This window comes from Anaerocolumna sp. AGMB13020, assembly GCF_033100115.1.
GTDB lineage: Bacteria > Bacillota > Clostridia > Lachnospirales > Lachnospiraceae > Anaerocolumna.
In genome coordinates this window covers 5,718,766-5,732,005 of record NZ_CP136910.1, presented here as the reverse complement: position 1 = coordinate 5,732,005, position 13,240 = coordinate 5,718,766, and the positions used below count along the sequence as shown (strand labels likewise).

13 protein-coding genes are annotated in these 13,240 nt (G+C 37.3%); all 13 read right to left on the bottom strand.

Annotated elements, in window-relative coordinates; translation table 11 throughout:
- Positions 1-30: 30 nt before the first annotated feature.
- Positions 31-1,515: a class I adenylate-forming enzyme family protein gene (locus R2R35_RS24155; RefSeq protein ID WP_317732397.1), complete on the bottom strand. Its 1,485-nt coding sequence runs from the start codon at positions 1,513-1,515 to the stop codon at positions 31-33.
- Between the two features lie 11 nt (positions 1,516-1,526).
- Entirely contained in the window at positions 1,527-2,384 is an 858-nt protein-coding gene (gene nadE / locus R2R35_RS24150; protein WP_317732396.1) for an NAD(+) synthase, read from the bottom strand.
- Between the two features lie 4 nt (positions 2,385-2,388).
- Positions 2,389-3,225 carry a hypothetical protein gene (locus R2R35_RS24145; RefSeq protein WP_317732395.1) on the bottom strand — a complete coding sequence of 279 codons (837 nt, stop codon included), beginning with the start codon at positions 3,223-3,225 and terminating at the stop codon, positions 2,389-2,391.
- A gap of 84 nt (positions 3,226-3,309) precedes the next feature.
- Positions 3,310-4,440, bottom strand: a complete 1,131-nt coding sequence (locus R2R35_RS24140) for a hypothetical protein (protein ID WP_317732394.1) — start codon at positions 4,438-4,440, stop codon at positions 3,310-3,312.
- The gene (locus tag R2R35_RS24135; protein ID WP_317732393.1) at positions 4,421-4,699 is read right to left on the bottom strand and encodes an acyl carrier protein; all 279 of its coding nucleotides are present in this window, start codon (positions 4,697-4,699) and stop codon (positions 4,421-4,423) included. The genes R2R35_RS24140 and R2R35_RS24135 overlap by 20 nt, the downstream gene beginning before the upstream one ends.
- Positions 4,700-4,756: 57 nt before the next feature.
- Positions 4,757-5,944, bottom strand: a complete 1,188-nt coding sequence (locus R2R35_RS24130; protein WP_317732392.1) for an alanine racemase — start codon at positions 5,942-5,944, stop codon at positions 4,757-4,759.
- Positions 5,945-6,805: a hypothetical protein gene (locus tag R2R35_RS24125; RefSeq protein WP_317732391.1), complete on the bottom strand. Its 861-nt coding sequence runs from the start codon at positions 6,803-6,805 to the stop codon at positions 5,945-5,947.
- A 12-nt stretch (positions 6,806-6,817) separates the two neighbouring features.
- On the bottom strand, positions 6,818-7,546 hold the full coding sequence (locus R2R35_RS24120; protein ID WP_317732390.1) for a class I SAM-dependent methyltransferase: 729 nt from the start codon (positions 7,544-7,546) through the stop codon (positions 6,818-6,820).
- A complete protein-coding gene (locus R2R35_RS24115) occupies positions 7,540-8,673 on the bottom strand; it encodes a radical SAM protein (RefSeq protein WP_317732389.1) in 1,134 nt (377 codons plus the stop codon). Before R2R35_RS24115 ends, R2R35_RS24120 begins: the two co-directional genes overlap by 7 nt.
- A 68-nt stretch (positions 8,674-8,741) precedes the next feature.
- Positions 8,742-9,638, bottom strand: a complete 897-nt coding sequence (locus R2R35_RS24110; RefSeq protein WP_317732388.1) for a pyridoxal-phosphate dependent enzyme — start codon at positions 9,636-9,638, stop codon at positions 8,742-8,744.
- A gap of 4 nt (positions 9,639-9,642) precedes the next feature.
- Positions 9,643-10,560, bottom strand: a complete 918-nt coding sequence (locus R2R35_RS24105; protein WP_317732387.1) for a radical SAM protein — start codon at positions 10,558-10,560, stop codon at positions 9,643-9,645.
- Between the two features lie 26 nt (positions 10,561-10,586).
- On the bottom strand, positions 10,587-11,717 hold the full coding sequence (locus R2R35_RS24100) for a radical SAM protein (protein ID WP_317732386.1): 1,131 nt from the start codon (positions 11,715-11,717) through the stop codon (positions 10,587-10,589).
- Between the two features lie 137 nt (positions 11,718-11,854).
- Positions 11,855-13,117 (bottom strand): MFS transporter, encoded by a 1,263-nt coding sequence (locus tag R2R35_RS24095; RefSeq protein ID WP_317732385.1) that lies wholly within the window; start codon positions 13,115-13,117, stop codon positions 11,855-11,857.
- Between the last annotated feature and the right edge of the window lie 123 nt (positions 13,118-13,240).

The following is a 13,240-nucleotide window of genomic DNA, read 5'->3' as shown; positions in this document are numbered from 1 at the left end:
CACAATAAGTAAAGTTTCCGCAATATCTATTTATGTCCATAAGCTTTTTACTACTTTCTCTTTGATGTACTTCCTATCCACTTTTCCATTGCTGTTTTTGGGCAAAGGCTCCTGGGTATATATGTATTTTTTTATTTTAATTCCACCTACCAGGCGATTACATTCATCTGTGACTGTCTTCGTATCAGCTTTCTCATCCGTATAAATTACACAGATAATTTCTTCCCCGACGTCCTGGTTCGCAACCCCTATGACAGCAACCTCCTTAACATTCTCCTGACAGTTTAACAAGGTTTCCAACTCCAGAATATTAATCCGGTATCCATTATTTTTTATAAAGCTTTTTGTACGTCCGACAAAATATAGATAGCCTTCCTCATCAATACGGAACAAGTCACCTGTGCGAAGCATATTTTCTCCATCCAAGAAACTGAAATACCGCGATGTTTCCTCTTTATCACCCCAGTAGCCACACATTACATTTGGTCCAATAACAGCTAACTCTCCAATTCCCTCCTTTTCATTTAACAGCTTTACCTTTGTTCCGGGCAAGGGAAGTCCACAAGACCCCTTCTTCTTTTTTTCTTGATTCCCAAGGGGCATAATACTTACTCTCTTACATTCTGTAAGGCCATACATTGGAACTACCTCAACATGTGGCATTATTTCTTCTATTTTTTCTATGGCATATACGGGTAATACATCTCCGGTGGAAGTGATGTATCTAAGAGCCGGTAATTCCATTCTTTCAAACAACCGGCTCTTTATCAACACATTTAATAAGGCAGGAACCACCGGAAATCCTGTTACATTATATTTCTTAAGTATCTGCGGAATCTGCTGCACAATCTCCTTTTCATCCACCAATACCATCACGGCCCCAACCAGAAAAGTCATAAGCAATTGGTACAATCCATAGTCAAAGGATAAAGGAATTCTACATAATATAACATCATTTTTACTGTTCTTTAATACAGAATTGATTGCATCTGCCGCAAACAATACCTGCCTTTGGCAGGCAATAACTCCTTTGGGGTTACTTGTGGAACCTGAAGTATAGATTATGTAAGCCATATCTTCCTCACTGACACAAGGACGTACTTCTCCCTGGCGTACCTTCACCTTCTCCTCTTCCTTTAATGTTAATGGTATCACCGGTATACCCAGGGTCGTTATATATGCCTCATAGCAACGGTTTTCTTCTATTAATAATGCCGCTGGTCCGCTATCTTCTATAACATATTTCAACCGTTTTTCTGATATATCATAAGGTAAAGGTACGAATACCGCACCCATAGAAATCAGGGCTAGTATTGCAATGACCTCTGCCGGAGAATTTTTTCCTGCAACAACGACTCTGTCACCCTTTTTTACCCCTTTTTCTTTCAGATTATTCCGCAATATTTCTGCTAAAACATTTATTGAGCCATAAGTATAGGCTGTTTCCTCATATCTTAACACAATCTTATCTCTTTTATTTGTTAAATGATCTTCTATTAGTCTTTTATATAACATACACGCATTTCCTATGCCAATCTTTTTAATAGTTCTCTATTTTTCGTATTCCCGGCTTGCTTCATAATGGTGGCAATACCTTCTACTATCGCAACAGGGATTTGTAATTCGGCTGCAATCTGGTTCTTATCTTTTTGAAACAAAATATCTTTTATACAATTATCTACCACCTCTGTAGTAAGATGCTTTTTAATCTCCAGAACCTTTTTATCATCCTCACCCGTAAATCTGGTACCTGCCGGAATTGGTCCGTTATTATATATCCAATATGCAATGTCCTCCAAATCCTCCTGTCCCTTCCAAAACCCTGCGGATGCCGGCTGAAAAATAACCTCCGGCGCAGTACCAATTGCCTGTGCCAGATTCCTGACTTCTGATTTATATAAGTGTACGATAGGTTTGAAATGTGCTAAATTATCACCAAAAGGCAGGAAAAAGCCAAGTTCTGCTTCGGTCTTGTTGGAGGTGCCGGCTACAAAATAACCTTTGTCCTGGTAACTTGATAACAATACTGTCCTGAGAGAACATTTTGCTCTTGAAGGATCCAGAAGGTTATTTGTACTAAATCCTGTTTCCGGATCACCTTCCATTAACCTTTTTATAATTTCTACATTCAATCCTCTCATGTCAATTTCAGACAATTCTAATTCCAGATCTTTCGCCAGATTTCTGCCATTGTTTATATGGCGCTCATCCATATCATCCTGCAAGACCATAAAAAGCTTTACCTTTTCTTTTCCCAATGCTTTTACACATAATCTTGCCACTACATCAGAATCCAATCCGCCGGAAACTGCCACAACAACTTTCTCATTTTCTTTCATATAGTCACAAATAAAAGATACAATTTTTTTAATTTCTGTTTCCATATACTCATTTCTCCTTATATTTTAGTTTTATTCCTGTATAGTTACTATTCTTTACCGATACTAATGTAACTGTTTGTCCATTTTTAAGCATACGTCTTGCACATAGATTCTCCAAGGTACAAAAGGTATCCATACATCCGAAATCATATGACAGGAACTCCGTTCTAAAATCGCTTTCCCATGCCATACTACGTGTTTCAACATTATTATGGCAAACTATATAATCCTCTTTACCGATTAACTGCTTAAACTTTTCTTTCTCTCTTGTAATATGATAATCTTCAATATAAAATCCTTCTTCGTTACTACCGGCTTCCGCCTTTAAGAGAAACCCTATAGCACCATCAGCCAAAATGGGGCCTGTCCCCCGGTAATCACTCGGTTCAAATCTTTGTGAAACTGAACCAACCGCATATTCCCCCTTTCTGTTGCCTAACTTATATTCCATTATCATAAATGCATGAATCAGGCTTATGCCGGCATTACCGCGTATATTTAGCGGTTTTGTATGCTTGAATCTAAAATTCGAGAGTATATAATAATCCGGTGCCGGTGCAGAGAAATCTTCCGATGACCTTACGTCCAGATAATAAATAGGCTCACCTGCAAGCTCACCTGTACGGCTATCAATAACCTGCCTTAGCACTTTAAGTGCCAGCTCACTGCCGGAAAGTCCGCCTGCAGCCGGAGCAACACCTGTATTAGGCCCTGTTTGTGGTATAAGCTCCCCCGTCCTCCGATACATTTCTTTATAAAAAGATAACAATTCACTTTTCTGGTTCTGTGCGGACTGTACCGGCGGAATATACCTCTTTATATTACTTATAAAAATTATAGTCATCACCTCCTATTTATAATCCTGATATTTACCCTCTTTTCCGACACCACTAAAGAGCTTATTTTAACAGAATTAACTATAGCCGCTCTACTTTATAAGCTCTGTGAGAGCTTCTTCATAGGCCTGTTTTACCATGTCCCTGTCTATCCCAAAGGTTTCTCCCAGCATTTGATAACCCATCATAATAAGATTTCCATGCTTTTCATTACTATCCTTCAGCTTTTCCCCCCAGTCCCCTTTGCAATGACAGTTATAATGATGCAACTTATCAATTATTTCCGTATTGCATGAGTTTTTATAATCGTCTAAAATATGTATGACCTCTTCTTTACAATCATCACAGGTATTTGGTGACAGCAGTATTTTTTTAGGATTGTCATAGTAGTTTTTATACCAGGAAATCTGAACTCTATATTTAAATTTTTCCTCAACTTCCTTTAGTACCTGAACCAATGACCACAACGAAACACAATTATACCCGCCACTTTCATATAAATAGCTAACTAACGTACCAGGTTTTACATGAATAGGAAATACCACTACGGTATCTACCTCCATCTCCAGCGCCCACTTGACAGAATCTACAGCGTCTTCTATCTGCTCCCTTTCCGACATAAACGGCGCTCCCAACGAAACATTTGCCGTCACTTGTAGTCCAGCCTGCTTAATGAGTCTTACCGCGGACTCAAAATCCTCCAAATTTAGGTTTTTGTTTACGCAATATTTTAAGACCCAAGGGTTTGCCGACTCCAGTCCAAGCTCAATTGCAATATTTTTATGGGGAATCAGTTGTTTCATCTCCGTTAGTTTCTCAAAGTTAATGGTATCCGCCCTTGTTTCTGTTATAAATTTTTCACATTCAAATTTTGATGCCAGCTTAAAAATTTCCCTTCGCAGATAATGGGATACTTCCTCTTCATCGAACATACTGCCTGATGGCGAAATAACAAGCTGCTTTAATGGCATATTTATTTCCGCCAGCTTACTTTCAATCAACCCAAGAATTTCGTCATCGGAAACCTGATAGCCCTTTCCGTAATTGCACATTGTACAGCCACCGTCCCTGTCGTGTTTACATCCTCTGGTCATAAACCATACTTCAGCAAATACACCGCCGTCCACTCTCTCATATCTGCAAAAAACCTTCTGCGTCTTATCTAAACCAATCCTTCTGTTATAAATCTCCCTTGTAATGTTCTTAAGAAACACATTCTCCACTATTCTCATCTCCGTTTATTTTCTTACTGATATCTTTGCACAGGTTATCTACATTGTAGAATATGCTGCCAAAATCATCTGTTAACGGGTCAAATCTGATATCGAATTCATCTTCTATTGATACCTGCAAATACAACAGCGACACAGAATCAAACAGTAAATCTTCAATCAAAATGTTTTCTTTTGTAACTGCGCTTTCCTCTTCCAAAACATGATTTATAATCCTGACAATCCTGCTAAATATTTCTTTTTCATCCATATTTCCGCATACCTTTCTCTTTTTTAAAACTCCCACTACCGGCAGCCGTAACTCTTTTCATAAGCCTCCGTTTATATGAAAAGTGTCGATATTCTTTCTGACAAGCTTTATTTCATTGGTTTCCTTCACAATAAACACAGCCGGTAAGTCTCTGCTTAAAAATAGCGCGCTGGCTTCCGTCTGGCAATATGCTCCTGCATTTAAGAAAACAAAAAAATCATCAATAGTATGCCTTGAAACCTCCACATCTTTTAGTAATATGTCATTCGCTGTACATAGGGGGCCGCATACCGTATAAACTGCCTTTTCTTCCTTCTCACTCAGCACTTCGTTTATGGCATTCCGTCCTCCAAAAGCCTGTCCGAAATATTTTATATGGTTTGTTCCGCCGTCTAAAATGGAGTAAGTCCTTCCGCTTCTCGTTTTTTGGTCTAACACACGGCTGACATAGATACCGCAGGAAGCAGGTATGATCCGCCCTGCCTCAAATATGATTTTACGCCCTTTTCCATGAGATAGAAGCAGCCCTGATATTTCACTCAATAATTCTTCCGGGTTTCCTTTTCCTGTATCTCCTTCATAATAAGGGACACCAACACCACCACCGTAATCAACTATTTTGAATGTAAAATCAAATATTTCTTCCAATTCATAGATGTACCGGAATAGGCTTTCTATTTGTTTCTTTTCTTCTTCAACCTTAAAACACTGAGTAGATGCATACAGCTGTGCTCCTAATATTTGCAGGTTTTGAATGCTGTCCCTCTCTCTTAGCACTTCCTGCATATCTTCCTGAGAAAGGCCAAACTGGTTACCCGGACTAATCCTAAGAAGTACCTTTGATATCCTCTGTTCCTCTTTTGATATCTGGTTTATGTGCCTGAGCTGTGTCATAGATTCAACGGTTAAGATAACCTGGCCATTTAGAACCGCTCCCCTTATCTCCTCTTTCTTCTTACAGATCCCGCCATATATGATTTTTTTATCAGCCGTAACTACTTCCTTACAAATTTTATACTCTCCCATAGAACAAACTTCAAAATAATCTACCAGTTCCTGAACATAGGGAACGAGCATAGGGTTTGCTTTTATAGAATAGCATAACTCTACTTCCGGCGATAAAATTCTCTTGATATTCTGTATATTTTCTTTCAGCACCTTTAAAGAGTAGACATAAAAAGGGGTGTCCGTCTGACCAAGTAATGCTTCCATATTTTCCTTTAAAAAGAGTAGTTTATGATTCACCTATAATGTCACCTCCTTTGAAATTGCCTGTACTAACAGCTCTTCCATTCCTTTAATGACCTCCGCCAGTTTATGGAGATCCCTCTGCATAACTGCCTCGGCTGCCTTTTCAGCTTGTTCTTGGAATAAATCAGAATATTTCTTTCCATCTGCCATTCCTTCCAGAAGCAGGTTTATTATTTTATAATTCTGTATCATGTAATTTTGTACTCCAAATTGCAGCTCCAGCTCATTGGAAGCATTCAGCCCTTTTACCGATGAATAATCATAATTTACAATTCCATTAACAGCCTTTGAATAAATTCCTTTACAAGTAAGCCATCTTTGTAATGTTTCCTTTCGGTCCGGTATTTTCAAGTTCCCTTTCGGCTTTATAAATATCTGATAAGTAACACTTCTTCCTTTTATGAAGTTCACAATATCCCCTTCATCAACTAATATATATGGAACACCATCGGACTCATGGATTATCAGCTGTCCCTTCTGGGGGTGGCAATATATATAGTTACGGTTTCCATCATAAAAGTTTGCATCAATTTTATTAAATAACTTTTTTTTCGTCACTGGCCCTAAAACAAAGGGGGCATTCTCATATGGAAGCAAATCCATGCTTTTTTTTTCATGAATTTCTTTTATCTCAATCTGCTCCTTAAGTCCTAATGCCTCACCCAAATATCTCATACTTTCCCATGTATTTACAGAAGGACTGAACCATTTCGACATATCATCTTCATTTGACATTGAACAATTCCGCATGCAAATGCAATCCAAATGTTTTACTTTTTCATACCCGCTATTTAATAACAGATTATTTATGGCATTTTCAAATCCATCCAGACTTTTGCCCGTATAAAAATACAAAACTTTCTCCTTTCATTTCTCCAATATCCAGATTTGATTCGGTGAGTCTATTCTTAATTGCGTCTTATCAAAATTCCCATATACAGCTTTTATATGAAAGCCAACCTCCTCTATTAATTTTTTTATATGCTCCGGTTCAAACCAATAAAAATCAAAACTTTCCATGACTTCATCATTACAGCATACCTGGCAATGCATCTTTTGATTTTCCAGATCAAAATCGTAGGTGTCTGTAATAACCACACCTTCTCCTTCATACATGGTTATTTTTTTCCCTGCTACTTTCTCCGCCCATTGCTGGTCCAAAATGTAATGATCGAATACAAAGGAACCTTTCTCATTAAGATTGTTATAAATGGCTTGGAGTGCAGCTCTCCTGCTCTCATCATCCGGCAAATGCCCAAAGGTTCTAAAAGGCATGAATATATAGTTACTTTTCTGGGGCAATTTCAGTCTTGTGAAATCCTGCCGTAACAGCAAAACATTTTGAAGAAGGCCCAATTCTGCTAATCTTTTCTCTCCTTCTTCCAGCATTTCTTCACAAATATCAACTCCGATTATCTGTGTATGATGGTCTTTTAATATCTCAGCGGCAATTCTTGCCGTCCCTATTCCCAATTCAACAATCGGTCCTTTATGCTTTCTGCTTTCCCCAACGTAGAAATCCCGCGTAATATTCCAGTACTTATCTCCTGATGACCATAAATCATAATAGCGTGAAATACTAGAATAAGTTACCACTTGAAAGCCTCCTCCTTATAATCTCTGTAAATCATGGATTCCAAGTCCTTGCCATTCTTATCCCAATACTCCTTACCCAGTAAATTATCGGCTAAAGCCTTATAAACCCGTGTTATCCTCTCCGGAAGTGCTGCTTCTTTTCTTTCCAATCCTTCCCGCCATTTTTTCTTACAATCGCAGTCCAGTTTCCGCAGTATGTCTTTGTCCCTGTATTTGCAATACTTATCTAATGCATTTAAGACATTATCATAACAGCCAGGACATGTATCGGCTGCTTTTATTAAATTAAAGGCCTCGTAAGTACGGTACCAGCAGATTTCCATATGCAGCTCATCCGGAGCTTCTAATATGGAATCAATAAGCAACCATAGACTGGGGGGCTCACACAATCCCATCTGATATATACGGTTATAAAGCGTGTTTTCTTTTATATGGGTCACAAACACAGCCGGTACAACATGGTTTTCAAAGCACCAATTAATAGATTTTTTACATACTATGTAGCTTTCCTTTTGCGTCAGGATTGGTACACCGGCTAAGACATTTCCAACGGGAGTTATATTGTAGTCATTTAGCAGTTTGACAGAGCGCTCTATCTGCTCCATACCAATCCCCTTATTGATACAGTATTTGTTAATAAAATCAGATGAAGATTCAATTCCTATATAAATTTTCTTTAGCCTTTTATCAAGAATACTTAAAATCTCATCCATTATAGGCTGGTTTATGGTATCTGCACGGGTTTCTAAGGTAAAGGTCCTATGCTTTGTTTCTTTAAGCAAGTGAAATATTTCCTCTCTTGCCTTCTTCGGAACCTCACTTGAATCCAGCATGCTTCCTGACGGAGATATTAAAAAGGTATCATACCGGCCTGTGATTTTTCTCAATCCCTGTCTGACAGCCTCTACCATCGTGCTTTCATCTGTCTTAGGACCGGCACTGTAATCACACATCGTACATCCTCCGCTTCTGTCATGGGTGCACCCCATAGTTCGAAACCATAGTCCTGCAAAGGAATCGTCAGGATTCTCCCTAATGCTGTATAATGTATTATCATCCCAGTAAACAGTACGGTCCTGTTTGCTCTTTACATCACAATCCTTTAAAAATTGATTAATACTATTCATCTTTCCCCCCATATTTAATCATTTGAACTTTCCCGCTTTGACTTCATCTTTTCCATATGATCTTTATTTTAGTCCGCAAAAATATGCTGATAGCTTTCCATTCCATCCGGTGAGATTACAATTATATTTTGATTTTTTACTTTTTTTGCATATTTAACCGCCGCCGCATATGCCATTCCTGATGAAATACCTAATTTCAAATCATATTTATCTTTTAATTCTTTACAATAGAAGATAGATTCCTTGTCAGGTATCTGATAATATCCATCAATATAAGACATATGCTTTTCAATTAACTGTGAGGGCCCTTTTAAACCAGTTCCGGCATTAATATATTCTCCGTCTTCTCCTCCAAAAATCGTAGAACCAACGGGTTCCACGCCGAGGATATGTATATTGGAATTCTTCTCTTTCATATACTTTGCAATGCCGGAAACTGTACCGCCTGAACCTACCGGACATATGCAGGCATCAACATTTCCATCCCGTTGATTCCAAATTTCCGGAGCAGTTGATGAATAATTAGCCAGCATATTATTCATATTTGCATATTGATTCGTCCAATAATATTGGCCTGTTTCCTCAAGATCCTTTGCCATTTTGATTCTGGAACTTCTTAAATCCATGTCCTCATATTGACTGACTATTTTGTAATGGACACCATGCTCCTCCAGCTTTAGCAGCTTCTCTTTACTGATTGATTCGTCTACCAGGCATAAAAACTCTATATTCTCTTCTTTCAGAAAATAATTCAGGGCTAACCCCAGGTTTCCCGATGTTGATTCTACAATACACCGCTTGTCCAGCTCAGGTAGATTTTTGACTATGTAATAAGCTGTGCGCGCCTTAATACTACGCAAAAAGTTATATTTCTCCAGCTTTATATGTATTTTATTTCCATCATTCATGCCTATTTCAAATAAAGGCGTATTTCCAATTCTATATTCACTTATTTCCTTTAACATGGCTTTACTCCGTTTCTATCTTAATTTTAGAACAGTAACTACACTCATGCATCAGATCAAATTTGTCTAAAGCGCTGCATAAATCTTTTTCCTGGTTTATATTAAACAGAACTTTATCATCGGTTCCCCAAGGACAGATATTGACATTTCCATTTGTGGCAATACTTAAGCTCATTGCAGGCTCCATCAGTGTCGTACTATATCCTGCCTGTGAAAAATCCGCCTTTCTCTTCATCACGCCTTCTACCCTGCTTGGACTGAACATCATTTTTATTTTGACGTCCTTCGGTTTTTCCACTACCAGCAAATTCAAAAAGCTGTCGAATTCATTTTCACTTAATATGAAATTTTCAAGCTTTTCGCCCCTTCCAACGGGCTGTAATTCATATACCTGAAAATTATGAAATCCTCTGTCTGCAATTGCAGGTATGGTTTCCCTGAATAACGTGTGAATATTGTCTCTATGCAATGTAATTCTTAATATTACATTAGCCCCCATGTCCCGGTATCTTTCTGCATTTCCCAGTATAATATCAACATCAATATCTCTAATCATCCTATTCAATTCATTGGTATGTCCTTCAACTGAAATACGAAATGCCTCTATATTCTTTAATACATATTCTACCTCCGGAGTTTCCAGATAAATGCTGCCATTGCTTGTTATTGTAATATTATTTAAAATCTCCACCTCAAGAGATGCCAATGCCTCAAACACTTCCGGCCGCAAGAAAATTTCCCCGCCTTCCAGATGTATATCGACCTTGTAAGCGCTGTGAGATTCCCTTATGATATTTACAAGCTGCTCCACCTCGATTTCCGCTGAATTCTCCTCATAAAAACTATTATTATAACAGTGTCTGCAGTGAAGATTGCAGTTGGTATTTGTGTATAAATGCAGATTTAACATCTTCTTATTCATATTATTTTTCCTTTCAGCTATCTTTTTTATTTGGAAATATAGGACTCCATTTTTTCATAATATCTGTCCAGTAAATCATATATATCCGGTTTTTGCATTGCTTCATTCTCCAAAGTATTCTCCATACTTTTCTTACATTCACAGCTATAGTCATTTATCCCGTCAAGTAAATTAAGCCTTCCTTCCAGATCATTCTGGCTATTAAACTTTTGCAGAAAGTCCATGATATCCTCTGAACACTCTTCGCAATAGTATGGTCCTAAAATATCTGAGCCGTAAGCAGGATTTTCCTGCTTTCTATTGCCATACCACACTACATCAATTCTATCAAGCAGACTCCTGTCTATTTGATTCAATACTTTAATAACTGCCTGTCCATAGACTCTTTCATATAATTCATTTTGGTAAAGCCAATGCACCAGAGTATATTGTTTTATATTGACAGGAAACAGTATTATATAGTCAATGCCTTGTTCAAACAACTTATGTATGCCATATACTGCATCCTCAATCTGTGAGGATAAAGGAAGAAAAGGAACACCTACCATGATATTTCCAATTAGTTTAAACCCTTTTTCATGTACCATTTCACATAATTGCGTGATGTCTTTTGCAACCGTCATCTTGTTCAGGGAGTAGAGGAGTACCTCTCTGCTCAAAGATTCAATACCTACTTCAATACAAACTTCTGAACCGGTAATTATCTCTTTCAATATATCAAGTTTTTGGCGCGTTATAGTATTCATATGAGTTTCTATTACTATCTTTTTGTACTTTTTTTTGTCTAAAAGCTCAAATATCTTCTTGAGTTCCTTCAATGGAATTTCATTATCATCAAATACACTTCCGGAGGTTTCGATTAATACACTTGATACATTAGGACTTAATTTATCAAGTGCCTCCTTAAATACCTCTGCGATGTTGGGAAGATTTTCTCCTTCCCAATAATCGCAGCATGTACAGCTTCCCGTTTTCGAAAAAGAGCATCCTTTTGTCTGAAGCCATAATTGTGCAAAATCATTTACTTCAAATAAGGTATAGGTCAAATCAACCGGAACTCTCGGGCGCTTTTGCCGTAGCTCTTTTGTTATCTGATTCAATAATCCGTTATGATTACCACCTATGCTATACTTTATTTTAAACTCATGCTCGTTCATAATAACCCCCCTCTAACAAAACAAGATATAACATTTTATGTTTATTATTTCTATTTTTTAACATGTTTATTTAAAGCAAATCTCACCCAGACTCCACAAATTAAAAAATCTATTTTCTTTTTCAAATAGCCCATTTTTTACGTATTATCTCTGTTTGTTATATAATTATCTCCATAGATTCTTAACTTATTGATTATAAAGGACGAAAGTCCAAAGATCAGTATAATCACTGCACTGCATATAAGGCCAGATGTTATTGATATATCAAGGAACTTCGAAACAATCGGAATCAATATCAATGATAATATGGAAATAACAAGATTTTTAAAGCTTGCGATTCTCCCTTTCAATTCATGGCCAATCCTGTTTTGTAGAGAAGTCTGGAAAATAAGACCTGAGTAACCGTTTGCCACGCCCATAAAGAGTATAATTGCCACACTGACTATAGTTATCCGGTTTATACATAGCAGTAAAAACAATAATCCTTGAATTGTAAGCCCCAACCAGCTGGAAAGCCGTAACCCCAGCTTATTACTGAACTTACTAATAAAAATACCTATTAAGATAGCACCGACAGTAAAACTTCCATCAAATAAGGAAATGTCATAAGCGTTGTTAAAATACCATATCGTTACCATAGGTACTAACAGGATATTAAAAAAGTTTACGACCATTATATCTCCTGAGCTAATCAGAATATGCCAGATTAGTGATTTATCCTTTCTTAGATAGGTAAAGATAGTACCCCAATCGCGAAAAAATCGAGTTATCTTTTTTGTTGGTTCATTCTGCAAAGCCGCATATTCAAAGCGAATGAACATAACGATAATCGATGAAATAATGAAAGTTATACCATTAATAATGATAGCCGTACTGGCATTCCAAAAAGTTAAAACAGGGGCAACGATACCTACTCCAATCAATAATCCTGTCTGAATAACCGTAGAGTATATTCCATTTATTTTTAATAGTTGGGAAGGATCATCGATTAACATAGGCAATAATTTAAAATAACAGGAACGGTAAATAGAATTCACCATACTTATTACTGCAACAGAAAGACTCACAGCAACAATAGCAAAAGAAGGATAATGCAAGCTAATCCCCATTAAAATTAAGACCGTACCGCGTATCAAATCACAGATTATGTAAGTTTTTTTGGGATTAGTTCTGTCAATAACAGCGCCTGACAGAAATTGTATCAAGAATGATACCAGATAGTCTAAAAGAATAACTCCACCATAAGCAAAGGCACTGCCTGTTTTATCATAAAGCCATTTACTCATGGCAATGGTTTGAATACCATTACCAATATTTGAAACCAATATAGCTCCAAGTAATATATTTACATTAGCCGGAAAACCAGATAGAACCGGGATAATCTTACTAATTTTTTTCATGATAGATGTCTTGGATTTCACCTTTTAAAGGTGAAATCCCTCCTCCCCCTATTTTATTTATGTTTCTCCCCTTCATTTCCTCTCCTGTCCACCAACTGTATCCTGATAAAAAGAGCTCTCCTT